Source organism: Acinetobacter sp. SwsAc5 (assembly GCF_013391485.1).
Taxonomy (GTDB): Bacteria; Pseudomonadota; Gammaproteobacteria; order Pseudomonadales; family Moraxellaceae; genus Acinetobacter; species Acinetobacter towneri.
Map to the genome: position 1 here is coordinate 1 of NZ_JACAXD010000035.1, position 26208 is coordinate 26208.

Genomic DNA, 26208 nt, shown 5'->3' on the forward strand with positions numbered 1-26208 from the left:
GACAAAATGACACCAAATGAGTTTTACTATGATCAGCTACCCCAACAAAACAAGGTGGCTTAACTAGAGCGGAATATCACTTATAAATACGCTTTTAGTTGTTCAAACAAGTGGGACCACCTCTCTCAATGTATTTTTATAATCTCATTGTTCGTCATTATTTATCTCCTTTTGAGTATAGCTAAGGTTTCCGGTTAGGTTTATCATTTTTCTATTGGCAAATCTCCCAATGTTTCCGCACGAAACATTAGGAATAGATATAAATTCTTAATTTAAAAAAAAGAGCCGGTAGACCGACTCTTTTAAGATTGATCAGGCTTTCTCAAAACCCACCAATACACCTTTTCCAACTTCAAAGTAGTTCAGTGAATCCTTTCTGCGAATATCAATACCATTTTGGAAATTAGAGTGAACCCAATAAATATGTTTCACCAAGTCGTCTACTTGCGCAAAAATATCACTTATTGGCGCGTTTACCTGATCCAATGCCCCAATGATACGATGAAGGCTTAAATCGTCATTTGCGTCATTCTGTGAGCATTTAGCAACATAATCATTAATACCCAAAAGCATTTCTTTCAGTTCTGCAAAAGTTTTAATGGATTTGATACGTTCTACATGAACACCATTAACGCATAATTTAGAAACTTGGATCGGGCATTTGATCATTGAATCAGGAACAGACGTTAAACGCCCCATAATCAGAGGTAATGCAAAGTTAGATGCACTGAATAGATGTGTATATGACTGATACTGTGGTTCCTGATATGAAACATCAATAGTGATATTTAGATTGCTATTCATACTCTAGCCCTTAATTATTAATAATAAATTATAACATATACCGCAGTTATAATATTTAATATACTGTTTTATATTGTTATATTGGTCTTAATATTTTACTATTTTTAGACTAATGTTGGATACATTGATTCTAATCTTTCCCTACTGGCACTTTGTTTAGCTAATTCTGCTTTGTATTTGGCAAGCTTTTCTTCCATTTCAGCAATATTATCCAAAATATTTTCAATTGCTAAATCTGCGTTCCGTTTCGCCCAACCAACAACCACATCCTTATCTGTGGAAAAAGTATTTTCGTACATGATATGACCGTCATGGGTAACATTGGGCCAATTCGGGATTTCGCAGAACTTCTCGATAATTTCACCATCCCCGTAGGTATATACCGGAATTGAAGCTGTGAATTCATCTTCCGATTGAAGCAGCTCTAAAATTTCATTCGGATCAGCTTTTAAAATCTGCGGATAATTCTCATGTAAAAACTTAGCAAAAGAATCGGTTGGGGGCGGCAGCACCTTACCTGTATTCAAATCAATAGTGGCCAAGTCGTAGATATACGGGGAACCGATATATAGCCGCTTGTCATTGATTTGAACGATATGGTGAATTTCAAAACGCTCTTTAAATTTACGCCATCCCATTATGTAATTCCTTATATAAAATTTTCTGTTATGTCCTATTCCACGACTGTAAGAAAGTTGTCTTTGCAATTTTCTTCACCGCATTTTAATTTTAGTTTTGGCTTACCCCATACCTGAACATTACATATAGAGCAGCGGTACTTCAAACGATTAGAGTGATTTTCTGTGGTCGGCTTATTAAGCAGATCAATACTAATCCCACTTAGTCCATCATCTTCAACCTCAATAATTATTTGATCCTCGTCCTCATCGATCACTTTACCTTTTTCAGACTTAACTATGTCGGAAACAAGCACATCGGGTTTGCTAGTGCCTAGTTCAGCAACCGGAGCCACATAGGTCGTTGTTATAGCATCTGAATCATCCTCATCATCCATATAATCATCATCAAAACCCAATACCTTGTTGACTCGCGAAAGATCACCAGTTAAATCAAGAGTGATTGTACGATCAAATTCATCATCTTCATCATCTTCTAAACATACTGGCTTTGGTGGCTTTTTAGGTTGTATGGCAACAGTCGTCACTAAAAAAGATGATGGCAAAGGCACATCTAAATCTATAGGAGAGCAGGGAGGATATCTATCAAACCACGATAGTTTGAATTCATGTGAAAGTAATTCATCACAAGCTACGTCAAATAATCCACCTTGAATAATATAATGTGACATTTGCTGACCGGTTTCCTTGCCACCAAACTTGCCTGTCTGAGAGGGGTATAATCCTATATTTTTCATAATGTTACCCCACTTTTTACAGTGATACCCGCGCCGACTTTGTATACCTAAAACATCCATCAGGGCATGAGCTTGCTCATGTACCAATGTGCTTAATGTCTGCTTGATAGATCGAACACCAAAGTAACTAGGATTCAGTGCAAGTTCATCAATTTTTTCACCCTCGGCATTTACGAATCGACCATGTGAATGATAGCCTAAAGTGCGCTTTTCACGTTGCAGAGTTATTAAACATGGCGGCAACTGGTTTTGGAAAAGACGCTCATTAAAAAAAACATACGCAAGCTCAAGCTCTTTATATGTTTCGATAGTAGGATGCCCACCATCACGAACATCTACAATCGAAGATATATCAATCATTCCCATACTTAATTACCCTGATTTTTTAATATTATTGGCATACATACTAGATTGTGTAATGTGCAATACAATATCATAATTTGCGTTTTCGCCTTATTGGTTTTCGATGAAATGCCTGATCAAACAAGTCTTTATTCTTTTTCCTGAATTCAGTGAATTTCTTGATCGGTTGAAGATTCAGAGGTTTAAAAAATTTAAAAGCCCCATAGCCAATCAATAGCCAAAACCCCGAAAAAACAATCCAAAAAAACAGATAATATAGCCCTAATTTACTCATTAGCAGTTGACTCTTTTAGCTCAATCGCTTTTTCTACATCCCCTAACCAAAATTGACCTCTACCAGTAGGACCATCAAAACTAATTGTCATGGTGCGCATGATTTTAGCCATACGCACTGAATTCCTAGCTTCATTCAATCCACCAAGCAGATTAATCATTTGTTCATGATCTAGGTCGGGTTGAGATTCTGCGTTCATGTCTACTCCTTTAAAACAGCACTTTTGCTGTGAACAATGTGCGTCTATCCAAACTCAAAACATAAAAAGTGGAAGTCGCTTGGTCATATTTAATATAAGTCTGAGTTGGGTCGATCCCGTATGTACGGATCACTTGATATAAGTAGGAAATAAACCCTACAGCCATACTTGTACTAATCAGCTTTTGCTTCGGCTCACCGGACACTCGACATAAAACTGATAGAGGTGGGCGGTGATCTTTAAGGGTTTTTGCAGCTATATCGATTTTTTCTGAAACACCCAATGAATCACAAATAACCGGTGGCACAAACAAAGAACTAAAACGCTCTGCATCTGACTCATTGATTAGATAGTTAATCAGGGAATTTAAATTACTGGACTGTTGTGTTGCTTGAGCTAATAAAGACATTTTTATCACCTCACCAATTAATTGTAATTAGCTTAATTATAAAACATATACCACATTAATTGAATAAATAAGGATACTATTACGACATAGGTTGACGCTTAAATACAGCTTGGGGTCTTGTTAAATTATTGAGAAGGGGATAAGGAACGCATTTAAAAATTAGAGAGATTGTATAATTAATTAAGTTCTTTTCTATGCTTTATATCATAGGGTATTCAGATAATAAAAACACTATACAAAGTACAATTCCTATGCACATAAATGAGACAAAGCAGATATCACCGACATAAGTTTTCATATAGTCTTTCCAGTATCGGAAAGCAAAAAATGCTAGGATCGGACAACCAAGTAAAGCGCAGTATAAATACATAACTTTGTTCTTATATACTTGTTAAACCCAAAATACCTTTAATATTTAGATTCAACAATGATAGTGAAACTAATTATTGTATAATTTTTAAAACAATTCGTTTTAATATGTATTTTAAAAATGGCTGAATAAGATTTTATTGGACAACTCTGTTCGACCTACTAAACAATAGAAAGCCTAAATTTAATTGCATATTCAGCCTTTGAGCATAGTTTTTTTATATATCCAATATATCAGGCCAATTACTGCTGAAAGGCAAGATGCTATCACCGTTAATAAGATACAACCCAATGCTGCATAATCCCAATAAGACATATACTCACCCTAACGCTTTTCAAATATCAAAGTACGACACACGGTTTCAACACGCTTCTTCTCGATACAACAAAAATTCACCCTCACTCTGACCACGGCGAAGCTCCATAATTCGCGCAAGCGAAGTATGGCCGGCGCGTAAGCAGAGGAATAAACCACCAATGCGCAAGCATTGGTTCGTAGCGTAAGCGAAGCGGTTTTTTTTTCACTATTCACCCAACCATTCTAAAAGAATCAGCGAACAAAAACCAAACACTTTACTTAATGTTTTAGTAAAAGATAATATAATGTTTAAGAATCAAATTTATTATTTATAATTTATGGCTGCTATATCAAAACCACTATCAGAGCGCACAAAACTCATATTTTCAATAATATCAATCATAGTTGGTATAGGCTTGATCGAATATTCACAGCTATATCTTTATGAGAAATCTTATAGCTACTATGCCTTAGTAATTCCGTTTTTCTGTTTTTATATTTTCATTTCTATTCAAAAATTGATGTACCAAAGGCTATCAGGCCAACAGCTGTCTATTCCTTGGCTTATAAGTCTAAGTCTCCATAGTGGTGTTGTTATATTTGGTTTGGCACGGATCAGTCACTATTACCCTGTTCAAAACTATATCTTTGGTACTGGTGGGATGTTGATTATTCTTGCATGTATTATTGCAATGTTCCGAATAAAAAAACATTTAAAAAAGGCATTTCTTTCAATTGAAGATGATCCACTTAAAAAGATGACACGGCGTTTTTCAGTGTTAGGCGCAATCGTTACAGCTATCTATCTCATCCCCTTGTCTTTAATTCTCTTTAAAGCATAAAAAAGGGCGGTTTAACCGCCCTTTTCGTTAAAACAAGTCCATTTGTGTTGCTTTGACTAATCGCCCATTAACAACAACCTTACAAACAATAGACTTATTCTTTTTACTTATTTTTGCTTTCTCGCTCGGTTCTTCCCGATCAGCAACCGTAACGGTTCCAGTTTCGGCATTTACTGCGAGTGTTGTAATAATTTGGGTTTCAGTTTCGCTTACTTCGTCTGCTCTAACTTTGGCTAACGCTTTGGTTTTTTCAGCTTTAGCCATTTTTTCTTGTAGGGCTTTCATTTCATCTTGATTTTCTTCCATCAGCGCTTCAATCTCTGATTCAGAATTATCAGACTGTAATGCTTTAATCACCAGTTCAAGACGTTTTTGCTTGTAGTCCAATTCTGCTTGTTTAGAGAACTCAACACCTAACAGCGGTTTAATCTGATCAATAGTTTTTTTCGCTTCCTGTACTCTGACTAACATTTTAGGAATACGATTGAATTCAGTAATGATCCGATCTACTAAAGAGAGCAGGGCAGAAGAAATATTTATCACTGTTAAGCGTGAAACTTGGACGGATGAATCGCACAACTCATATTCTCCGTCCTCTGTGAGAACAGTAAAAATATATGAACTATTTTGGTTGGAATATTCCACATATACCGGCAAACCAAATAAATCACCTAAGCGTTTTGGTTCCTCACTACGCGGTAAATGTGCATATACCAACTCCCCGCCACGTAAAGCCGAAGTTACAAGCTGACCATCATTAAGCAATAAACTGAATAGGCGCTTAGAATCAAAAATGTTCTTGATCACATCTTTAGACTTGGTGAATGAGGTTACAACACCATTGATCTTGATCACCGCTTTATTTTCTTTAAGCTCATTCAGAACATATTTTACCTGTTGTAGGTCGGTATATTGTTTTCCGTTAATATCTACCCCAACTTCTAGGGCGCGTTCTTCTGCTTCTAGGTACTGCGTATCAAATATAGCTTTAGCGCTTACATACGCAGTATGACGCTTAGGTAAATTTAAAACTTCACGTTCACAACGGCTCACTTGAAGCGCTAGGCTTGATTGCTTGCGTAAATGTGTGTTGTATAAACGCTGCAAGTCTTTAATCTGAACATCCAGTTCCACACGTTCTAGCATTAATGGATTACCAGTAGCTACCGCCGCGATCTCTTGAAGGGTGATTGAGTCGGCATCAGCCCCGAAATCAATTGAGTGTTCGCCTGCATAATTACGCAGGGCTTTAATCATTTTTAGCTTGGCTCCATTCACTTCAAAAAGTTTAGCATCCATGCTATATTTAGTTACATAGCATGTGATTCCCACAGCAAACTTATCGCGCCCTAAATCGCTAAGTAGTTGATTTCCTTGACGAATTATGCGACCCTCGCGCTGCTCCAAATCTCGCGACCGCCACGTTACATCCCCATGATGTAAGTGCACAAGTAAATTTTGCACATTCGTTCCCGCGCCCATTAAATGAGTAGAGCCGATCAAAACGCGCACTTCACCGCTACGAACTAAATCAAACAATTCTTGTTTTTGTTTGTCGTTGTTGGCTTCCTGAACAAAACGAATCTCATTTGTTTTCATTCCACGTTCAACAAGCAAATCCTTTAATTCTTGATAAGCATTCCAAGGGTTCAACTGTGCCATACGCATAGCTTCAATTTCTGCTACGTTATACTTTTCAATGCGATCTTCTAAAGACTGAATCAGGTTTTCATCTTCATTTTCGATGGCTTTATCCAGTTTGGCACGTAATTCATCATATTTTTTGATGACAGCTGAATCGGTTTTTTTGCGCGGTACTGATCTATCAAAAAATACTAATTGAGTGCCTTTGTATTCATCCCATTGCTGATAAATAGAATAAATATTATCTGCCATGGCTTCTAGTTTGCCGCCTTTTTCATTTTTGAAACGGATCGGATCAACACAACGGGCAGCTAGTGACAATTTCTTAGCCAAATCCATTAAGCGCAGACGTTCAGCACAACGGTCCATAGGATCAGGGATTTGATCTAGGTTGCTATAACGCTCTAAAACTTCATCAAGCAATATTTCTTGCTCTGAATTAGGTTCTACAATTACCGATTGACGCTGCCCCCCAATAATCGGCGGGATTGGGAAATCTTGACCTGTTTGCTCTTTATAAACCCTTTGGATGTCATCATTGGTAATAGCATCAGTGAATTGATACCATAGACTCATAAGGGTTCGCATGTTTTTCCATTCACGGGCAAAACGGGTTACTTGTTTTAATTTGCCAGTTTCAGACGCTTCAAATTTAGTCGAATTTTCCGCAAAAAAGTTAGCCCAGTTATCAAGGTTGCCAATACCTAATTCATCTAAAGTCTCACCAATAAGCGAGTGCATGGTTAGATACATTTCTACACCACTGTTAGAAATACTTGTACCAGTAAAGTAATTAACTGAACCCTTAATGCTCTTAATCCACTTAACTTTTAAGTAAAGATCAAGCGCACGGTTGGAACCGCTAGGATTCCCCAAGCCGACAACATCACGCATATTAGTGATAAAACTCAGATTCTTAAAGACATCTGATTCATCAACGGCAAGATGTGTGATGCCAAGTTTTTCAAATGGGATTAACTTATCGTCTCGATCTTCATTGATTTTAGATTTAAGTTTTTTCTCTAAACGCTTCAAGGATTGAGCTAGAGTTTTCGCACTTCGGCTAGAACCATTGATGTTTTCATGCTCAATCATTGCACGTTGAACAATATCAATCTCATCTTGGATATATTTGTTCTGAATCTCTGTACTTAACTTGATAAATTCAAAACTACTGTGCGGCACGATCACAAGATCATAATCACCTGTAGCAATACGACTCATAAGGCGCTTACGCTTCTTCTTCTCAAAATCTTTGGAACTTGCAGCCAAAACACGGGCAGCAGGGAATAAGCGATAAACGTCCGCGGTAAACTGCTCAATCAAGTGATTAGGAATAACCGCCATTGGCTTTGTAGAAAGGCCTAACTTCTTCCGCATCATGCAGATTGAAATTAGCTCATAGGTCTTGCCGCTACCAACTGAATGATCAGCAAGCAGAACATTAGTAACAAGGCCACGATAAATAACATTTAACTGGTGCTGACGTAGCTTAATGATTTCATCAGGTACTTTACCGGTCAGAATCAAATGAGAACCGTCAAATTTTGGAACCACAAATGAGTTAAATTTTTCGTTATAAACATCTTCTAGTTGTTCTAGTAGATCAACTTGAGTAAACAACCAGTCTGCAAACTCATTTTTTACAGTATCCGCATTGGCTACAGCCAATTCCGTAGCTTCTTGATCGAATACAGCCTTTTCTTTACGTGTATAAGGATCAATAACCGTCTTGGTTATACGAATAGTAGTTGTATTCAGCAATGAATCTAATACGCGGCTTAAAGGGCATTTATCTGTACCATAAATGCTTTCCTTCGCCATTGATGCACGGCATTCAATGTCATAACAGTTAGCCACTGGATGATAAGTAACTTTTGCATTGGCATCATCAGTTATAAAACGTACAAATGATTCATAAATGCTCACTGGAAGCCATTTAGCGCCAATATTGATGCCTATGTTATCAATACTGATTCTTTCAGGCATAACCGATTCTAAGGCCTTAACAGCTATCTCATCATCAGCATATTTAGCATGTTTAAGTTTTGCACCTACATTACCTGATAAATAAAGCGCTTTGTGCTGCCATTGGGAAGCTGCATAATCATAGAAAATACTTGGATTTTCAGCGTTTGTATAAAGCTCATCAATGATAGTTTGCTCGTCCGTGTCGCAAAGTTCAGCCATATAGCTTAAATTTACGCAGCCCTTTTGAGTCATAGATAAAATTAAGGCATGTTCAATGTCATTCGCACGGTCGGGAAGGTTAGATTTATAAATTACACGTTTACTGAGGATCGCTGATTCTTTAGCAGATTCAGGCTTTTGGATTTTGTATTTCTTTTTGCCGGATGGAGTAAGGCCATCAAAAACCTTTACCGGACCCTTATAGTCATATTCTAGCGAGAATAGTAACCCTGCGTCAGGAAGGTCACTAATAAGCGCAGAATTGGAACCATTATTAATGAAGCCGTGTTTTTTCACAAAGCGATCATAAGCAGCTTTTAATTTTAAACGATTCGCTTCAATCAGGTCATCGGCATAATCTTTTGATTCAATATCGATCTGTTCTACAAGTAGATCACGAATAGAAATTAGGTCATCTAGTTTTTTCAGACGGTTAGCACCTAATTTAGATCGGGCATTGATGTCTGATTCATCAACATAATTACGCTCATATACAAGGCGTGAAGTTGGCAGCCCTTGATTATCCAGTTCATAAACCTTATCGCCAAATTCATCAACAGCAGGCACATTTTCATAATAACCATTAACGAAGTGCAGCCCGTAACGCTCCGACCATACAGATTCAGGAGTCAAATGCTGAGTTTTATACAAGATGCCATAATCTGAATCTTGTTCAATGATGCGGTATAGCTTGCCTGTTTCGTCACGGTCTACAACACCAATTTCCTTGCCTGAAAGATTGATATAGAGGTGAGCAACAAACGAATCATACAAAGCCAAAGTTTTATTTTCATCGTAGGTCTTAGGCTCATAAATAGGCAGGCGCTCAACCCAATTTACAAGGTGTTCTGCCAGTGATCCGGTTTCAATGATATCTAGGGTATAACCAAACTGGCTGCTTTTGATCCCTAATTTACCCGCTACAGCATCTTGATTTTCAAAGTAGCTGTTATAGGACACTAAATTGCCTGATTGATCACTCAGCTTGTTTAGGCTATCTACCCACTTTGGCGCTTGATAAGTAAGGTTAGCAATTGCTTTTTTAATACTTTCAGCTTCGTATGATTCATGGCGTTTAAATACCAAAATATCAGTTACAACCTCTGTATTTGCTTCGTTCTTAAATGCAGAGCTTGGCAAACGGATTGCAGATACTAATTTAGCGAGTTTTGAGAATTCATAACGGGCATAGTTTTCTGAACTATCCATTACATAGCGTGATACAACGAAAACACCTACGCCGCCATAATTCAGCTTATTCAGGGTATTCATAATGAATTGATTATGAATAGACGTATTAGAGTAGTCGCTATTGTCGAAATCTAGGGAAAAATCACCGTATGGGGGATTACCGATTACCAAGTCAAAGCCTACAGGCATTGAAAGTTTTTCAAAGCCTGTCTCAAAAATGTATGCTTGCCCCTTGGTGATCTGCTTTGCAATACGAGCAGTCAGAGAATCATTTTCAACACCAATAAACTTAAAGTTTTCAGCTTTTTGGTTTTGGTAAATAAAACGGCCTGAACCGCAGCTAGGCTCTAGCGCAATCCCCCCCATAACACCCAAACGCTCTACAGCCTGCCACATAGCTTGAATGATCATATTAGGGGTATAGAAAGCATCAGTGATAGACGCATTTGCTTTGGTGTATTCCTCATCCGTAAGCAATTCTTTCAGCTGCGCATTACGCTTTTTCCAAGCAGAATTTGTGAACTCACCATGAGAGTTAGGAAAAACAGAAGCCAAACCACCCCAACCGAGATAGCCTTTCAAAATTTCAATTTCAGCAGGGGTAGGGGATTGATTAAATCGTTCAAGATTTTTTAAAACTTGGATAGCCTGAATGTTCTTATTAAAGTTATCGGCTTGACTGAAATTTACAGGCGCTTGATGCTCTATAACTACTTCTAAAGTCATGGTCTAAACTCCGATTTGTTGATTCGGTTAGTTTATTACCATCTACCACAAAAAGATATAGTTTTTTTGTTAACCGCGACACCGTATGTCGCGCAATTAACTATTTTTTTTAAAGTTTTAACCGCCTTGTTGAGCATCACTTAGAGCTTTAACAATAATATTATTAAGCTGCTTCAAATCTTCTTCACCTAAAGTCGATAAATCAACCTTACTGACAAATGAATTGATCTGATCATATTGCGTTTTATTCAATGTTTTCAGCTTTTCTAGGTTAGCTTTGATAACTTCGGGGCCGCTTTGAGCTTGTGCGGCTGCCTGCTGTGCCTGTGCCAGTTGGCTTACTAAACTGTTATCTTCGGGATTAACTACCGGCTGCGGCATTACCTGTGGAACCTGACCGGATTTCATAGCTTGTAAATGGCTATACACCAAATTATTAATATTGTTTAGATCATCAATAGTAGACTCAGCGGTTAAGCTGTTGATGGCTGAATAAATTTCATTAAGATTGGGATCATTCATGCTTTTTAGCTCATTAACCCCTTGAGAAATACTTGCATTCAAAGATGCAACATCATTACTAACTTTTTCTGTGAATGCAGCGTTTGGAGTTTCATCACTGGCACTTTCAGGCTTTTCTTTTTTTACTCCGCAGCCAACTATTAAGGTGCTCAACATAGTGATATACAGAGCATTTTTAATTAATTTCATAAAATTTCCTATTGAGCCTGTGCGCCGGCTGATTGTAGGTATGTACTCGCATCTATCGAAAAAAGATTTTAGCAATATAGGCAAAAATAATCTAATACTTTTTAATATCAAATATTATTAGATAATAAATGTTACGAAAACAAAAAAAGATGTGCTTTTCAACTAAACCAAAAATAGTATATTTAACAAAAACTTAAAAATAAAAAGTAATATTTTTCGCGCTCCTTTCCCTGCCTACCGGCCTAGCCTTAAAAAATGCGTAAGCAGTTTTTTGATATGCGCAAGCAACCTGTAAAAATCTGATTCGTAAGAATCAGATCGTAGCGTTAGCGAAGGGTTTTATTTTAATTATTAAATAATACTTTCAATATAGTTTTAGTAAGAAAAATTTAAAATGATTTAATTATTATTAGACTAGGTAAAGATATAATTTTTAAAAATGAAAAATATTTAAATTCAAATTCAAATTCATCCAGTTTAGATCAAAGACACTTTGCTACGACCTGTCATGTCGTTTTCCACAACTTAACCTGACACTAATAATAGGTTTAAATAGATTGCACAAATGTTTTAAAAGTTAGTTAGACAGCCTGTACTATTTTTTGAAAGCCTTATAAACAGTGACTTACAAGCCATCCTCAATAGAGCATAAGTGTAATCTATTTCAGTAGATGACGCTTTCGAGTGTAATCTATTTCAGTAACGGTGTAATCTATTTCAGTAAAAAACGCTTTCGAGTGTAATCTATTTCAGTAAAAAACGCTTTCGAGTGTAATCTATTTCAGTAGATCACACCCTCAAAAAGGCAAAAAAACAGCTTTTTTGGGACTTATCCACAGGTTTTCCACAGTGAAATAGGGTGTTTCTTAGTCAATTTTCACCTTTTTTATATCTAAACATTAATTTTTACTCGTCTGTCTGATTTAAAGGTGTAAAACTAATTCAGTAAATGATCTTAAAATGATTTCGAGTGTAAAACTAATTCAGTAAAAACCCTATTTAGATAATATAAAAAAGACTATTTTTTATTCATTTATAATAATTCTTATCGATAGGTGTAAAACTAATTCAGTAAAATTAGCTTCTAAGGGTGGAAAACTAATTCAGCAAAATGTATCCTCATGGGTGTAAAACTAATTCAGCAAATAGAGATAAAACCACAAATGTCAGATAAAGATAAGCTTCACCCCTTAACCCCTCTCAAGGAATATTATTTAGAGGATCAATCAACAAACTTCATGATTAAAAACAATATGTTTGTTACGATTGAAGAATATCGTGATGATGAAAAAAAAGTTGTTGGCCCATTAAGTTCTACTGATACACAGATTCTCACAACCTCATTCATGATGGCCCATGAGCTAAACGAAAACAATATCAACTATGATGCTGAAACTGTATTCAAAATTGACCTTGAAAAGTTCTGCAAGTTATGGAAGATCGAAATAACAGAAGAAGATAAAAGCACTGGTCTTATTTATCACAACATCAAAAACTCCATCAAGCGTTTGCAAAGTCGTTCATTCATTTATCTTGACTTAGAATCCAATCAACCTGTTCAGTCCAGTTATTTTGCTTATATTGAGTATGGCAATAATTACATTAGTTTTGGCTTTCCCAAGCCCTTTATCCAGTACCTAAAAAGAATGGATAGGTTTACGTGGTACTACCTTGAAAATATCATCAAACTATTAAGTGAAAACAAACAATATGCTCTTAGTTCATACGCTGTAACATTGTATGAAAACCTCCAAAAAGAGAAAAATTTTGCACCTATAGTTGATGGAAAAAAAGTTATTTTTTTTAGTGTCCCAAAATTACGAAAGCTTTTTGGTCTTGTTGATGTTTACCAACGAAATACTGAGTTTAAAAGAAATATCCTAGATAAGATCATTGTCCTGATCGATAAGCATACAAACCTCAAAATCACCATAGAAGGAATCAAGGAAGGGAAGGAGATTACCAAATACAAGTTTATATGTGAGTTCCCTGCACATGACTTGGATTTCGCAAAAGCTGTTTCCAAGAAAAAAGCTGACAGGCTTTTACTGAGTGCTCCGCAACGCAAAAAATTCAGTAAGCTACTGGCTGAAAATGTCGGATTCTGTGCTGTTTATAGAAAGGAAAATGAAGTTCAAAAAGACTTTATTGCACGTATTGAAAAGCAGCTTATGGAAAATCTAAAAGCTATCGAATATTGGCCATACCTGAAAGCCGTGGGATGCAAGAGTAGAAATATCGAAAAACTAGCCAATCCTAGAATATATGGCCCTGCTGCCGAACATGATGATGAAGATATAAAATTTTAAGGCCTTTTTTAAGGCCTTTTTTATTCCAAGCAATCTTCAATTTCATACAAATGAGCTTTAGGTATCATAACTTCTTGCTCATTTCGATCATTGATAAAGATGCAGTCACGCTTATTCACAACAATTGAATAGACTGAAACCTTTTCTGTGAACTTGTCGATGAATAACTTGAGATCATCAGCGGTAAGTTGACACATAGCCCTGAAATAGCTCATACCCATGTTTTTCATATCAATATAGGTATTTGCAAATTTACGAGCTACTTCTATATCTGTAGTCCATGAAAGTCCATTTTTACAAGATTCAAAAGCACCCCGATAGACGAAAATTTTATCTGATTCTTCCTGCCATTTCTTGTATTCAACTTTGCTAAATATGGTTTTCATTACATATTCAGGATCATACTCAATTAATTTTTCTCTAATTGCATCAGTGTGCAAGCTGCAACCATCAAAACCCGACCAATTTTGAAAAAAGCATTTTAACCAGTCCATTTCTTTCATAGATTGGTGCATTTTAAGAATTAGTTTTGGTCGGTTGAAGGAATCTGCACGAACAAGGAGTTTATTTGCCAGTGGTAGGCTCAACAATTGGTTTTGATCATCAATGATGTCTAATAGTGCTTCAAGCATCATTTGTTTAACGATGACCGGATTTTCAGCTCCAAATTTTTTTTCTTTTGAAAGACTGGCAAGATTCTGTCTTTCAGAGTTAGTCGCAATGTAATTATGAAAATATATTAAATTCTGAACTGTAGGCAATGAATCATCAAAATCTACATTAGGTAACAGCTTTGCAATATGATCCCCAAAGAGATAACGGCCATAATATTTATCAAATTGTGCGAAATTCATTAGTATAGCTCTATTACAATCCTGTGCATCGTAATCAAAAGACTCAAAATCACAAATTAAAAAGGACGCATTGCTCGCAATAGCAATGCGTCCTAGCAAGGTAAGCTTTAGCAGCGAGTGACTTCTGTAAAGCTATGATTACCGGCGGTGAGTAGTGCCGAGTAAGCATCTGTTTTGATACACGCTGTATCAGAATTCTTTTGAACAAACAGCTTAAAATTTCTCAGTGAATCCAATCTATCAGCAGTTAATTTCAAAAATCTTTGATTATTTTTACTGCCGGATTCAACTTCTAAGCATTGAGTCATTTTTGCTGAGTTCCTTATCAAATTATATTGAAAGCACAAAAAGGATTCAATAATTATTTTAAATAAATAATCCAAAATATTATTGGAATTATTTATTATAAATAAAAATCTACCCTAAACTTCCTAAATCCTGACTTTAAACTTGCTAAAGCATACAAATCAAATGAGGACTTAGTATGAATATATTGTATCATGAATATACCCATATACCACATTTGCGACCTTATTTTGATGTAATGAATTGCTTTTAAATTTAGTGATTAGGTAACAAGTAACAGGACAATTAAAGGTGAAATTTTTTCGCGCAGCATATCCCTGAAAAACGGCGAAGCCCCACCAGTGGCGTAAGCACTGGTGGCCGCCGCGTAAGCAAAGGGGAGTGGAAAGCCAATGTGTAAGCATTGGCTCGTAGCGCCAGCGCAGCAAAACAAGCGACAAGTTAAGACGTTAATAATCAAAAACTTATATAATTTAAATAATAAAAATATTACAATAAAGATATCAACAAATGGAGTTTAATGTATGCACCTAAACCATCTACTAGAATTTGCTAAATTAAAATATCAAGGCAAAATCACTCTACCTACATCCTTCAAATTCTTCTTATTCGAGTGTTATAAGACTTTCATTGTTAATGGTGAAAATCGTACCATCGTAGATAAATATTTAATTGCTGCACCGGACAGAGAACATGCCCGTACATGGGTTCAGTATGACTTTCTCTGTGATAACGATGATGATTTTAAAAGCTATCAGGATTTAGTTAATCAGCTCACCACATTCAATGTAGGCGAGAATCATCATTTTTATTGCTCTTATCCTAACTATACTGAGGTCGGGGAAAATCAATACCGCAAAATTAGGTTCTGCCACCAACTAGCCGAGCATGAAGTAGAGACAATTCAAAAATATAAATTGTATCATGTAACCAATTTCGAGTACGGGACTAAATAAAGGAAAATCTTTAACTATGAAGTGGAACATGACATATATCATGTTCCATTCTCTTTAAAATCGACCTGTTAAGCCGGTATTTTCAATTCTGAATAATCAACTTTACCGATCTTTTGGAAATCAGAAAGCAACTCAACAATGTCATTATTATCGAAATAACGGTAGGCCTTCAATTTTCCCATTTCATACTCGTTCACGGCCCATAGTCTATTCTCAACATCCAATGATTTGACCGTCATGCTTAAACCATGATCCATTGCCCATTTACTCATTATTTTGATTGGTGCAGATGTATAAGACTCAAAATAAATCTGATTATCGTGCTGTTCAAACTTTTCCGGTACAGAACCACATTGCCAGTTAATCTTTTTCCAACCCTGAGCCGTGATAGCGCCATATTCTCGAAATGCCTGATATGCTAATTCACCGCTTTGTATATAAGCATTCCGTGTGGCAGGCATACCACTATAAATATCCGGATTTCTTAGATTACCATTAATGTCATAACGTAATTTTAAGGTTTTATGATATTCGTCAATGAGTGCAGGCAATTTATCGGTGTTGATTATATCGCTGATCGGTTCAAGCAACTGATCTAGTCTGTGATAACTTAATTTCAGGCTATCGACATAGGCTGCAAATGCAAAGAAAAAAAGGCTTTCTTGAGTCAGATTTGCGTACAGGTTGGGAATCGGCAGAATTTTTCCAAAATCGAAAGCGGATTGTTCAGATCGTACCCCGTCAAGCGCTGACTTTAAATCGCCTGCATGAATAACGACAAGATTATGGATTAAGTTATTACTGGACATGATTTCACTCTATTTATTGATTAGTAAAAGTTATAAGCAAGATTCAGGTTTAAATATTTGCTTTGCAGCAACGATGCCGGAATAGATTGGATACTTGGACATCCTGACAGATAGAATTCACGCAAGTTTCCTGACTGGCCAATGAGGGAAGGGATGTTTTCAAGCAACGGACAATCGCATAAGGAAAGTGAAATTAAACTTTTCACAAATGCCAACGATTCAGGCACATTCAACAGCGACTTGCATGTTCTTATACGAAAGAATTGCAGCCGACTAAACTGATCGAGTGTATTTTCAATTTTATTCAGTCTTGGACAATTCCAAATATGAAGCTCAAAAAGTTTAGGAAAGCTTTCTCCATTCAAACTGATTACTTCTAAATTTGGACATTCACAAATCTCAAGAGTGACTAGATTCTTTAACTCCTGAATGCAGCTAGGAAGCGTTTGAATATCTAGGCCACCAAGACGCAAAGATGTAATCTGACTTACATCATCATTGGATAGTTCAAGATTGTTAGCTTTCGCCCAAGAGATAAAATTCATGGCTTTACACTCTAAATTGCTTATATTTATTATACCCATATACCACAAATAAGGGGTTATTTTATTTAGTTATTTTATGTAAAAAACGCCCCGCAGGGCGCTTCTAAACTTTTATTCAACTATATAATTTTCATCAATTTCCGTATCAGTGTAATCATAAATTTCCTTTAACAATGGTCTTAAATCTGCTTTTACAGAATCTCGCTTACTGACTAACACTCCATCGACAAATTCAGCCACATACCACCAGTGGCAACCACCTTCAAAGACTTTGTAAGTTAGTGAAAGCTGATTGTCTTTGGCCCACTTTTCCACAACAGGAAATGGGCTGCTCCATCGGGTAGAAAAGCTGATCTCATTGCCTACTGAATTTATCCCTTCTGCTTCGCTGCGGGTATTCCAATTCAAACTGCGCCAGTCGTATAGATTCAGCGCCCGATGTTCTTTTACAAGGTCATAAATCCGTTTGCCAAGTTTCTCGAATTCTTCACGGGTGTCCGGATACAGAGGTGATAAACTTTTATCCTTCAATGAACCATCCAGTGAATAGTATTCATTTAGAGCTTTGAGATATTCATTTTTGCGGTCAATAACCTCACTTACTGCAAGGATTTTTTCAATCGGACTCAATAGGTTTTCAAGTTCCACTAAATCCAAATCCAACTCAACTAAATGATGGGCTAGAGCTGTCACACACCCATGGGAAGTAAATTCAGGCAATCCGGACGGCGTAGGCATAATCTTTTCAAAATCAAAAATTGATGTTTTTGAACCCGCAGCGAGTTTTGCCATGTGTACGTTATTGCCTTTTAAGATGATCAGGTTGCTTACATAGTTAGCCATTTGACTAGACTCCATTTGTTGATTGAGTATCCATTATAGATGGATAATCTCTAGGAGTCTGCCGACTATAGATAGCAGACGACAAAGTATGTCGCATATAAACAATAATTTAAAAAAATAAATGTGGTATATGGTATTATAAATCAATCAACAGATGGAGTTCTAATTATGAACCAAGATACAGTGATGCAGTTTGCTAAAGAAGGTAATAGCTTTGATATTGCAGACCTACCAAAAGGCTTCAAACTATTTAAATTTGTTGGCGATAAGTATTGGCGTATGAATGGTGATCTGAATGATGATGAACGTACTTTCTTGATCGCAGCACCTACGAAAAAACATGCACTGGCATGGGCGCAAGTTGAATTTCTCGCTTGTGGCGATTCTAGTTTTGAAAGCTATCAAGCACTCTTAGACTATCTCAAGGAAAGCGAAGTTGACGAAGATCACAATAGTTATTTCCAGTTTGAAGGTTATACCGATGTAGGTGATGACCAATACCGAAGCATCTACGGCGGTGAAACAATTACCAAGACGGATGCAAAAGTTTTGCTCCGTCATAAAGTCATTGAATACACCAATTGTTATTTCAAAGATTAATTATCATAAAAAAAATAGCGGCTCCGGTCGCTATTTTTTTTGCTTTTCAAAAAACCGATGATCACCAACCTTCATCCGGACACATCCGAAAAAAAATTCGCGCATCCTTATCTGACCACGGCGAAGCCCCACGGATCGCGTGAGCATCCGTAGGCCATGCGTAAGCTATGGGTAGGGTAACACGGCGGCTGCGCAAGCAGATGCCCCTTAGCGTAAGCGTGGCGCGTGGTGATACTTACTCCTGAGACTGATTATCCATAAGCGTTTTCTCAAGTTAGAAATTAAACTTGTCATTTATAATGCGGAATAACTTGATCTTATCAATCATTACTTCTAATTAAATTATAACAATTAACCACTTATAATTTATTAAGCCTTTGTTATTTAATGTTAAATATAATAATTATACATCCTATTGATGGTAAAATTAGTGCTCAATATCAACAAACAGAGTTTAACCATGAAAGCAGATTTTCAAGTCATCCATCATGAGCTACCATTTCTAGTGATTGCCGACTTAAACCAAGGCAATATGTCAGTGACCAATGATATTTATAATGTGGTCAAAGAATTATCTAAAGAATATGACATGACCCAACATCATCTAATTTATCAAGATTCGGAAAGTATTTTTGATGCAATCGACCTTGATGCCAATGGCAATTTTGCAGACTTTAAGCCATTGCGCTGTACCGATATGAGTACGGCGATTGAAGCGTACAAAACGCGATATTTAAACCAAGCCTAGATGATCCTATATAAAAAACCCTGCCAGTAGAGCAGGGTTTTTTCATAGATCAGAATTAAAGATTTTCATTAACCCGTTTAATATGGATTTAAGCTGCTGTTTTGGCTTTGCAGATTGCATTAATGTCATCTACAATTTTTTCCAGTATTCCAGTAGGGTGCATACAGGATTGCAACGGCGGTGATAAATGTTGTTCTCCCTCGACAGTAAGCAATAACTGATCTTTTGACTGATCATAGCTCATATCAAATTTAAAGTTATCTTTAATGAAATGCGCCGTCTGTCCATCCATCATGTACGCACAGCCTGAATGATAGGAAATAACTTCTGCTAGGAACTTAGCGTACTGCTCATCGTGTTTTTCTAAGGTTTCATAATAATGGAACCCACGTAATTCATAGCAAAGAGTATTGAACATAGATGAATCATTCTCACTGATCTTATCTATTACGCCATCTGTGAAATGTACTTCCACCCATTCTTTGAGGTCGGCACTGATCGCGCGATACTCACCGGTAAATTTGTATTTTTCAGCCCATAGTTTGATAAAAGGTAGGCATGGACCTGTATCAGTCTCAAAATCCAGTGAGAATTCGTCCACGATCTCTGTGTAATGAGGAAGATAGGCATTCTTCCAGTGGGCTAGACACCATGCTCTGACTTCTTCATCAGATTTGAGATTAAAAGGTATAGGTAGTAAGTCTGCAAAGTTAATTGTGCTGTTAGAGAAGGGCAGATCATCTACTGGTGTAAGTAAATTTGAAAATTCTAGGTGCTCTGTAGGTTGTTCATCATAGATAAGCTGATGTGCTGCGTAATTCATTGTAAACTCCTATTTGCTGATACACATATTATAACCATATACCACAAATACAAATAGTAAGATTTTGTAAATTAGAGTTTATTTTTATGTTAAATAAACTTTTTAATATTGTCATAGCCATGAAGATCACTTAATCTGATTTTAGTAATAAAAGAATTATTAGAATTAAGGTATCACCATGGGTATAGCAGACAATAAAGTTGAAAATTTAGAACACTATAGGGGCATTTTATGGATCATCTTATTACCTAGAAGAAGTTTTTAGAATTTTTAAGCAAAATTTATTTTTCATAAATTATATATATACCACTTATATGCAATAACTTATTTTATATTTTTGCTTTTAGGTAAATGGTTATAGATATAGGTTACTTAGTGAAATATATAATCTACGGTTAATAAAAAAACCCGCAACTTTGACGGGTTTTAAGAGATTGTAATCCGGACGGATTATTCACTCGATGTTCTAACATTTAAGTATTGATGTTTTCGCTTGCTGTTACGCTTCCATCCTTTTATGCCGTAGTTTACTGATGATCTCAGATCATCCCATTCATCCGGTAGATTCTTGCCACGGCGAACACGAATTTTGACATTATATTCAGCACATTCAATTTTATGGAGTAGGGCATAAGCCTTTTCCTGTTTGGTGCTGAACCTACGGAACCAAGCGTTTCGCAGATAAGGACGGCGACTTACACAGTAGCCAAAAATAGTAGTTTTACAACCAACAACAATGAATTGCTCTTTAATTTGGTTTGGGTTTTTCATAGCACTCTCTTAGTTAATCAATAACTAATAGAGCGCCACCTTGTAATAGTAAAATGCCATTTCTATTCTTCCTTACTGATATCCAGTAGCTTAGATATATCGTTTTACACCTGATCTATTGTATCACCATTTTTAGAGCACTTTTATGTTATTAATGGCACACAACCTAAGATTTCATCTGATCGAATAACATACAATATAAAGTTTTTTAACTTGTGAAATCTTTTTTTATATTGCTTGTGCATATACCACTTATAAGAAATGTAATAATTATTATATTTAGCGTTATTTTTAATCATTTATTTTAAAATAATATTTACGATAATTAAAAATAATTATATATTACGACTGCAACCTTTGTTGTGGGTAACTGTCCCTGCTTGTATCCGAGCAAAATAGAACAATTTGAATATCAAAAAAATTCCTTACCAATTCTCAGACTGATTAATGGGTGGTGAGGTTTAATCGGATACCCTCTCGCCCGTGAGATTAATTATGTCTGTTCAAGTTAATGACGCTTTGCGTATTCACGCCGTAGCTCTATCTAAAATCGTTGATTTTGCCAATTACGAATCTATTTTGATCAATGGTCATAACCCTAAGTTCAAATTAGGACATGCTCAGTCTTTGGAATATATCGCTCGTATCCGTGGTTTTAATACAAGAAAGGGGTCAGAGGATAAAGATGATCCATTGACCCCAACTCAAATTAAAGAAAATTTTAAAGCTGTGTTTGAACGCCAGTTCGGTAGTGAAATCTACAACCAAGATTTAAACCGTCTATTTACATTGCATACTTCCTACTTGGAAAGCCAACAATGGGTTTTAACGGATGTCTATGATACGAAAACAGCATTAGGATTTGCTTATATCAATGACGCAAAGTGGAACGCCGTAGCGCGTGTTTATCTTGAATCGCAACCGGACGGTTGGGATGATGGTCCTGAGAAGCCACAACTCTTACTGAGTCACTTGTTTACCGCTAACGCTCTCAGCCACATGACTGAGGAAACAGAAGATGGCTTTGATTTGAATGAGCTGACTTTTGTTGAAATCACCAAGCCTGTTCCTGATGACTTAATCCTACACGTTACTGCCAGTTATCAAGCCCTTTCAAAGTCATGCTTTGAGCTTATATCACTAGACTCGATTATAACAACCCGTGTGGTGGACTATCTATTAGCTAAAGCCAATGGCGAATTAGACTCGGCTGATCCATCAACTGTTAAAGTACACAAGCAACCGGATATCAAGAATAAACACTACAACCCTAATACAGCGTTTAAAGAATTATCTATTGATCATATTCGTAGAACTGCCGAAAAAACCAATTACATTTTTGATATCCCCCACAATATCCCAAACCTTGAATTTGGTGGTGATACCTTTGAACTTCTCTTAAATCAGATTAAAAACTTAAACTCATTTAAATATGAGCAAGATTACATGGCACTTTGCATTCGTCAGGAAGGGGTTAGCCTGAACGCATGGAATTATTATCTGATCAACTACTACAACGCCGTGTTGGACTTTTCACCAATCATATTTAGTCATCTAGCCCCAAGAGAACAATTTAACTTCAATAACCTGTTCTTTGATGACTTTGGGCGTATTTTCTATAAAACAGATAAACCAGTACAGGTGCTTTTTATGAATGAAGAATTTTCAATGACTGAAAATGATTTCTCCATTCTGTTTAGCTTCCTGATCACTAAGCAAGTTCTTGCAGAAAGAAATCTGCCATTTAACCTGTATATGAGTTTTCATCATCAGTTAATGATCCGGATAGCTTTGCAATACAACAAAGGGATGGATGATTTTACGGTATTCAAGAAAATCAAATTGGCTTAATCAGTATAAGACCCTAGAGTATTTCTAGGGTTTTTTTCGCCTAGAGTTTTTGCTTTTCAAAACAGAAATTATTTAAAAGCATTAGGTCGGGGGTGTGCCGGCACAAAAAAATTACGCCACCCTTATCTGAGGACCGGCGAAGCCCCACTGGTTGCGTAAGCACCGGTGGCCACAGCGTAAGCAAAGAGGAATAGACAGCCAATGTGTAAACATTGGCTCGTAGCGTTAGCGGAGCGCGGTTTTTGGGGAACTTATTGTTTATAAAAAAATCCCTCCTGATCTAGCTCCTCATATAGCTCGATCACACCCTCATGTTTTTTAAACTTATTGAGTAAGGCTAAAATCTCATCTTTCATAGGGTGGAATTCACATTCTCTGATTACGAAGTCCATTGGGAACAGGATTTTTCCAACATCTTTATAAACAGTTTCACCATCCATAATAGCCCCTAGAAGCAGAAGATTCTCATCTAATACGCCGTCTAAATTACTATGATAGAAATTTTGGTTTTGATCAAAACCAAAACAAATACTCGCCTGTTTATTTCTGATAGTTACTGTTTTAGATAACATATTTTTATTCCGTTACGAAAATTAATTTTATAAGTTAAAAAAATTAAAATAACAATACAGGCTAAATTGGCCCGATACATAACTGAGCATAGCAGGGCAAGTGCGAAAAGAATCCTTACAAACAAAATAAAAAAAATCTTATTTTTCAAAGGAAATAATGCTGTTCGGGGTGGGTGAACTAATGTCCACCCGATAAACGCACTACCATTCGTAATCTACAAAAATTCGATGATGCGGCACAAGTTTACGGATCGCCGCTAACTCACTGGCACTTTCCACAGGTTTAACTTCCCCAATGCTCCATTGCAACTTGCTGTTAGATGTGAGCCACTGAAAATCTTCATCATTCGGAATTGTATCTGATACTGCGGTGATCAAATGTGTCGAACTACTGAATGCTAGTTGGCTTGCAACCAGTAGACAGACATCCAGTACAACTTTGTCATTGCCTTCATAAAAAAATGGACTCAGGCAGGCGGTATAGTGGTATTCACCCTCAACAAGAGCAGGGGTTAAAAGTGATTGTGGCATGGGATCAATACTCCTGAATATCAATTAACAAATGTCATGATGTAGGCAGTCACCGATTCAGTGAATGTCTCTTGTTCGCCACGGGCATTGATCATGATGATCTGACCATCAACTAACTTAAACTGAATCTCACATTCCACTTCATTGTGTTCCAAATCCCATACCTTCATCACTCGCTGATACAGTTCTTCAAGAGTATTGAACCTTTCTACTTCACTGTTATGTAAATGGGCGAAATCCAAACTGATGCTCTTTTCTACTGAGAAGAAATAGCCATATCTATTCATAAAGAAATAATGTTCGCTGTCATTCGTACTCATGCTGTGCTCCGATCAAATAGTTTCATGGTCCAATTCGGGAAATACCCGACTGGATTACGCTTATCCCAATGCTTCAATAACACCTAGTTCATCCAACAGCTGCACATTCCTGTACCCGCGTTGATCATGTAATACGCTGATATAGCCCTCAGTATTCAGCTTATAAATTTCTCGATAGTCTGCACCTTCACCAGTAAATGAACGGTGCAACAGCTGGCCCACAAATTCATATTTAAAGTCGTTGATAGCATCCAGTACAACGCTAGTACCTTCGCCATGCTCCTGACTTGATATTTCTACGCTATAAGAGAATTCAAGCTCATCGAATAGGCGTTTAGCGATTGGATCAAGGCCAAAAAAGTCGATGACCTGTTTAGGAGATTCCACGATTTTCATTTGATTGCTAAACCGATCCACGCAAACGTAATAGTTATCACTGTCACGTAGGTAGACGGCGTATTTATAAAATGCGCAGCTATCCGGATATGGATGACCTTCAATGTTGGCCAATTCCTCACCTTCAAAGGTGTAACTTCTATCTATTAGATCAATAATGAATTGCTCTGACATATCCGTACTTCCTTATGCGAATGAATCAGATAATTTGGAATTCAAAGACTGGTAAAAGTCGGCATCACCTTGTTTTTTAGCAAGGGAACGGAATGACTTAACCAGTTTTAATACTGCTTCCTTGATCTCAGGGTAAAGATTGATGCTGCGCTGAAATACGGCCATGAAATATTTAGAACAGCTGAGTTTTACGGATTCGTTGCTGATTTTGCCATGTAGCAAAGTCCAAGCTGCAAGTTCTGAGCTATCTACGCTGTATTTATGAGTGAATTCAAGAAAACTTTTTTCGATAACTTGATCAACTGGAATACCACTGGCCGCCATAGGCTCCAAGAAATCAGCTGCAAACTTGTTTTTGCGGATCGTGATAAAATTATCACGGCTCACATTAAGACCCATGCAAATTAGTTTTAAAGAAAGGCTTGGGCTAAGTTCGATAAGAACATGATTAGAATTGATTTTAAGGCTTTTGATAATCATAACATTCACTCTATTTGCTGATGTTTTTATTATAACCATATACCACAAATATAGAAAGTAAATTTATGTAAGGATGCTTTTCAAATAAGTATTAGATACAAACCTTTTTGCCTGTTTTATCCGCACTGATTAGCCGCTTTTTCTGAATACGGCGAAGCCCCACCAGTGGCGTAAGCACTGGTGGCCGTAGCGTAAGCAAAGGGTCGGGTAGATGACAGCTGTGCAAACAGCTGTCCCAAGAGCGCAAGCGGGGCGCGTCTGCTGATGCGTTTAATACTATGATGATCCCTTAACAGAGATCACCAGTACACTTACATGATTGTAATTCACGAAGTAGGTTCACAACACTCGACTTCTTCTAATGTTAAGTCCATCCATATCTCCACCTATCCCAATAGTTCAACCAATGCCTGATGATCTAAAACTCTGACATCTGAATAACCACGTTCCGATTTTTCGGTACAGACATAGTTACCTGTATTCAGCTTATAGATTTCCAAAATACAATCATAAAAATCTAACAGGCTTCGGTGAATCAACTGACCTATAAATTCATAATCCACATCATTCCAAGTGTTCAAGATAATCCTTTCACCTGTGCCGTGTTCGGGTGTTGATAGGATTTCAGCAGTTTTAAAATCAACTGCGTCAAAAAGCTCTTTTGAAATTGGATCAAACCCAAAAAATCTGATAACTTCTTCTTTGGTTTCAAGCACCTCAATACTACCTTTGGGGAAATTCACACACACGTAAAACCCGTCTGATTCACGCTCATAAATCTCATACTCGTTGTAACATTGTTAGCGGCAGTGTAAAAATGACCCCCTAATGGCATTTAAAAACTGACCCCCTTGGTTAATATAGCGGTCATTTTGGACTGCTCAACATGTTAACTTTGGAGCAAGCAGTGACAATCCAAATACTT

Annotated in this window: 25 protein-coding genes; 6 read left to right on the plus strand and 19 right to left on the minus strand. The window is 36.8% G+C overall.

Translation table 11 applies throughout. The features are described from left to right. Nucleotides 1-312: 312 nt before the first annotated feature. From HYG89_RS14485 to HYG89_RS14505, 5 genes are all read right to left on the minus strand, one after another. Complete coding sequence (locus tag HYG89_RS14485) at nt 313-804, minus strand: hypothetical protein (protein WP_178868129.1); 492 nt, start codon at nt 802-804, stop codon at nt 313-315. A 104-nt stretch (nt 805-908) separates the two neighbouring features. Further along, nucleotides 909-1442, minus strand: coding sequence for a hypothetical protein (locus HYG89_RS14490; RefSeq protein ID WP_178868131.1), 534 nt, complete (start codon nt 1440-1442; stop codon nt 909-911). Between the two features lie 35 nt (nt 1443-1477). Then, nucleotides 1478-2545: a SprT-like domain-containing protein gene (locus HYG89_RS16045; RefSeq protein ID WP_256734018.1), complete on the minus strand. Its 1068-nt coding sequence runs from the start codon at nt 2543-2545 to the stop codon at nt 1478-1480. 263 nt (nt 2546-2808) lie between these two features. Further along, nucleotides 2809-3015 (minus strand): hypothetical protein, encoded by a 207-nt coding sequence (locus tag HYG89_RS14500; protein ID WP_178868133.1) that lies wholly within the window; start codon nt 3013-3015, stop codon nt 2809-2811. A 10-nt stretch (nt 3016-3025) separates the two neighbouring features. Further along, a complete protein-coding gene (locus HYG89_RS14505) occupies nt 3026-3424 on the minus strand; it encodes a hypothetical protein (RefSeq protein WP_178868135.1) in 399 nt (132 codons plus the stop codon). A gap of 1005 nt (nt 3425-4429) precedes the next feature. Between HYG89_RS14505 and HYG89_RS14510 the strand changes: the two genes are divergently transcribed. Continuing rightward, nucleotides 4430-4933, plus strand: a complete 504-nt coding sequence (locus tag HYG89_RS14510) for a hypothetical protein (RefSeq protein WP_178868137.1) — start codon at nt 4430-4432, stop codon at nt 4931-4933. 27 nt (nt 4934-4960) lie between these two features. Here the strand turns inward: HYG89_RS14510 and HYG89_RS14515 are convergent, their stop codons facing one another. Further along, on the minus strand, nt 4961-10684 hold the full coding sequence (locus HYG89_RS14515; RefSeq protein WP_178868139.1) for an Eco57I restriction-modification methylase domain-containing protein: 5724 nt from the start codon (nt 10682-10684) through the stop codon (nt 4961-4963). 117 nt (nt 10685-10801) lie between these two features. Further along, nucleotides 10802-11395, minus strand: coding sequence for a hypothetical protein (locus tag HYG89_RS14520; protein ID WP_178868141.1), 594 nt, complete (start codon nt 11393-11395; stop codon nt 10802-10804). A gap of 1121 nt (nt 11396-12516) precedes the next feature. On the opposite strand from HYG89_RS14520, the gene HYG89_RS14525 reads away from it, so the two are divergent. Beyond that, nucleotides 12517-13704 carry a replication initiation protein gene (locus tag HYG89_RS14525; protein ID WP_178868143.1) on the plus strand — a complete coding sequence of 396 codons (1188 nt, stop codon included), beginning with the start codon at nt 12517-12519 and terminating at the stop codon, nt 13702-13704. Between the two features lie 20 nt (nt 13705-13724). Here the strand turns inward: HYG89_RS14525 and HYG89_RS14530 are convergent, their stop codons facing one another. Further along, complete coding sequence (locus HYG89_RS14530) at nt 13725-14558, minus strand: hypothetical protein (RefSeq protein ID WP_178868145.1); 834 nt, start codon at nt 14556-14558, stop codon at nt 13725-13727. Between the two features lie 830 nt (nt 14559-15388). On the opposite strand from HYG89_RS14530, the gene HYG89_RS14535 reads away from it, so the two are divergent. Then, complete coding sequence (locus tag HYG89_RS14535) at nt 15389-15820, plus strand: hypothetical protein (protein WP_178868147.1); 432 nt, start codon at nt 15389-15391, stop codon at nt 15818-15820. Between the two features lie 68 nt (nt 15821-15888). Here HYG89_RS14535 and HYG89_RS14540 read toward each other — a convergent pair whose 3' ends face one another. The 3 genes from HYG89_RS14540 to HYG89_RS14550 form a co-directional block, all read right to left on the minus strand. Further along, on the minus strand, nt 15889-16629 hold the full coding sequence (locus tag HYG89_RS14540) for a hypothetical protein (RefSeq protein ID WP_178868149.1): 741 nt from the start codon (nt 16627-16629) through the stop codon (nt 15889-15891). Nucleotides 16630-16649: 20 nt separating this feature from the next. Then, a complete protein-coding gene (locus tag HYG89_RS14545; protein ID WP_178868150.1) occupies nt 16650-17174 on the minus strand; it encodes a hypothetical protein in 525 nt (174 codons plus the stop codon). 111 nt (nt 17175-17285) lie between these two features. Continuing rightward, nucleotides 17286-18017: a hypothetical protein gene (locus HYG89_RS14550; RefSeq protein WP_178868152.1), complete on the minus strand. Its 732-nt coding sequence runs from the start codon at nt 18015-18017 to the stop codon at nt 17286-17288. Between the two features lie 168 nt (nt 18018-18185). Here HYG89_RS14550 and HYG89_RS14555 point away from each other — a divergent pair, with 168 nt between their 5' ends. Both HYG89_RS14555 and HYG89_RS14560 read left to right on the plus strand, forming a co-directional pair. Continuing rightward, entirely contained in the window at nt 18186-18617 is a 432-nt protein-coding gene (locus HYG89_RS14555) for a hypothetical protein (RefSeq protein WP_178868154.1), read from the plus strand. A 460-nt stretch (nt 18618-19077) separates the two neighbouring features. Continuing rightward, complete coding sequence (locus HYG89_RS14560; protein WP_178868156.1) at nt 19078-19365, plus strand: hypothetical protein; 288 nt, start codon at nt 19078-19080, stop codon at nt 19363-19365. 88 nt (nt 19366-19453) lie between these two features. Here HYG89_RS14560 and HYG89_RS14565 read toward each other — a convergent pair whose 3' ends face one another. Then, on the minus strand, nt 19454-20188 hold the full coding sequence (locus HYG89_RS14565; protein ID WP_178868158.1) for a hypothetical protein: 735 nt from the start codon (nt 20186-20188) through the stop codon (nt 19454-19456). Nucleotides 20189-20638: 450 nt separating this feature from the next. Further along, nucleotides 20639-20959, minus strand: a complete 321-nt coding sequence (locus HYG89_RS14570; RefSeq protein WP_218644972.1) for a hypothetical protein — start codon at nt 20957-20959, stop codon at nt 20639-20641. A 495-nt stretch (nt 20960-21454) separates the two neighbouring features. Here HYG89_RS14570 and HYG89_RS14575 point away from each other — a divergent pair, with 495 nt between their 5' ends. Beyond that, nucleotides 21455-22810 (plus strand): hypothetical protein, encoded by a 1356-nt coding sequence (locus HYG89_RS14575; RefSeq protein ID WP_178868159.1) that lies wholly within the window; start codon nt 21455-21457, stop codon nt 22808-22810. Between the two features lie 251 nt (nt 22811-23061). Here the strand turns inward: HYG89_RS14575 and HYG89_RS14580 are convergent, their stop codons facing one another. From HYG89_RS14580 to HYG89_RS14605, 6 genes are all read right to left on the minus strand, one after another. After that, nucleotides 23062-23382 (minus strand): hypothetical protein, encoded by a 321-nt coding sequence (locus tag HYG89_RS14580; protein WP_178868160.1) that lies wholly within the window; start codon nt 23380-23382, stop codon nt 23062-23064. A 201-nt stretch (nt 23383-23583) separates the two neighbouring features. Next, nucleotides 23584-23913: a hypothetical protein gene (locus tag HYG89_RS14585; protein WP_178868161.1), complete on the minus strand. Its 330-nt coding sequence runs from the start codon at nt 23911-23913 to the stop codon at nt 23584-23586. A 20-nt stretch (nt 23914-23933) separates the two neighbouring features. Continuing rightward, complete coding sequence (locus tag HYG89_RS14590; protein ID WP_178868162.1) at nt 23934-24233, minus strand: hypothetical protein; 300 nt, start codon at nt 24231-24233, stop codon at nt 23934-23936. A 60-nt stretch (nt 24234-24293) separates the two neighbouring features. Then, entirely contained in the window at nt 24294-24803 is a 510-nt protein-coding gene (locus HYG89_RS14595; RefSeq protein ID WP_178868163.1) for a hypothetical protein, read from the minus strand. A gap of 12 nt (nt 24804-24815) precedes the next feature. After that, nucleotides 24816-25283: a hypothetical protein gene (locus HYG89_RS14600; RefSeq protein WP_178868164.1), complete on the minus strand. Its 468-nt coding sequence runs from the start codon at nt 25281-25283 to the stop codon at nt 24816-24818. Between the two features lie 386 nt (nt 25284-25669). Beyond that, the gene (locus HYG89_RS14605) at nt 25670-25999 is read right to left on the minus strand and encodes a hypothetical protein (protein WP_178868165.1); all 330 of its coding nucleotides are present in this window, start codon (nt 25997-25999) and stop codon (nt 25670-25672) included. Nucleotides 26000-26208 lie beyond the last annotated feature (209 nt).

Bases quoted from the DNA above. Each gene is read 5' to 3' on its own strand.
- HYG89_RS14600 (WP_178868164.1), bottom strand. From the start codon at position 25,283: ATGATTATCAAAAGCCTTAAAATCAATTCTAATCATGTTCTTATCGAA.
- HYG89_RS14565 (WP_178868158.1), bottom strand. From the start codon at position 20,188: ATGAATTACGCAGCACATCAGCTTATCTATGATGAACAACCTACAGAG.
- HYG89_RS14540 (WP_178868149.1), bottom strand. From the start codon at position 16,629: ATGTCCAGTAATAACTTAATCCATAATCTTGTCGTTATTCATGCAGGC.
- HYG89_RS16045 (WP_256734018.1), bottom strand. From the start codon at position 2,545: ATGGGAATGATTGATATATCTTCGATTGTAGATGTTCGTGATGGTGGG.
- HYG89_RS14520 (WP_178868141.1), bottom strand. From the start codon at position 11,395: ATGAAATTAATTAAAAATGCTCTGTATATCACTATGTTGAGCACCTTA.
- HYG89_RS14580 (WP_178868160.1), bottom strand. From the start codon at position 23,382: ATGTTATCTAAAACAGTAACTATCAGAAATAAACAGGCGAGTATTTGT.
- HYG89_RS14505 (WP_178868135.1), bottom strand. From the start codon at position 3,424: ATGTCTTTATTAGCTCAAGCAACACAACAGTCCAGTAATTTAAATTCC.
- HYG89_RS14510 (WP_178868137.1), top strand. From the start codon at position 4,430: ATGGCTGCTATATCAAAACCACTATCAGAGCGCACAAAACTCATATTT.
- HYG89_RS14560 (WP_178868156.1), top strand. From the start codon at position 19,078: ATGAAAGCAGATTTTCAAGTCATCCATCATGAGCTACCATTTCTAGTG.
- HYG89_RS14585 (WP_178868161.1), bottom strand. From the start codon at position 23,913: ATGCCACAATCACTTTTAACCCCTGCTCTTGTTGAGGGTGAATACCAC.
- HYG89_RS14590 (WP_178868162.1), bottom strand. From the start codon at position 24,233: ATGAGTACGAATGACAGCGAACATTATTTCTTTATGAATAGATATGGC.
- HYG89_RS14515 (WP_178868139.1), bottom strand. From the start codon at position 10,684: ATGACTTTAGAAGTAGTTATAGAGCATCAAGCGCCTGTAAATTTCAGT.
- HYG89_RS14570 (WP_218644972.1), bottom strand. From the start codon at position 20,959: ATGAAAAACCCAAACCAAATTAAAGAGCAATTCATTGTTGTTGGTTGT.
- HYG89_RS14490 (WP_178868131.1), bottom strand. From the start codon at position 1,442: ATGGGATGGCGTAAATTTAAAGAGCGTTTTGAAATTCACCATATCGTT.
- HYG89_RS14545 (WP_178868150.1), bottom strand. From the start codon at position 17,174: ATGAATTTTATCTCTTGGGCGAAAGCTAACAATCTTGAACTATCCAAT.
- HYG89_RS14555 (WP_178868154.1), top strand. From the start codon at position 18,186: ATGAACCAAGATACAGTGATGCAGTTTGCTAAAGAAGGTAATAGCTTT.
- HYG89_RS14535 (WP_178868147.1), top strand. From the start codon at position 15,389: ATGCACCTAAACCATCTACTAGAATTTGCTAAATTAAAATATCAAGGC.
- HYG89_RS14500 (WP_178868133.1), bottom strand. From the start codon at position 3,015: ATGAACGCAGAATCTCAACCCGACCTAGATCATGAACAAATGATTAAT.
- HYG89_RS14485 (WP_178868129.1), bottom strand. From the start codon at position 804: ATGAATAGCAATCTAAATATCACTATTGATGTTTCATATCAGGAACCA.
- HYG89_RS14530 (WP_178868145.1), bottom strand. From the start codon at position 14,558: ATGAATTTCGCACAATTTGATAAATATTATGGCCGTTATCTCTTTGGG.
- HYG89_RS14550 (WP_178868152.1), bottom strand. From the start codon at position 18,017: ATGGCTAACTATGTAAGCAACCTGATCATCTTAAAAGGCAATAACGTA.
- HYG89_RS14575 (WP_178868159.1), top strand. From the start codon at position 21,455: ATGTCTGTTCAAGTTAATGACGCTTTGCGTATTCACGCCGTAGCTCTA.
- HYG89_RS14595 (WP_178868163.1), bottom strand. From the start codon at position 24,803: ATGTCAGAGCAATTCATTATTGATCTAATAGATAGAAGTTACACCTTT.
- HYG89_RS14525 (WP_178868143.1), top strand. From the start codon at position 12,517: ATGGGTGTAAAACTAATTCAGCAAATAGAGATAAAACCACAAATGTCA.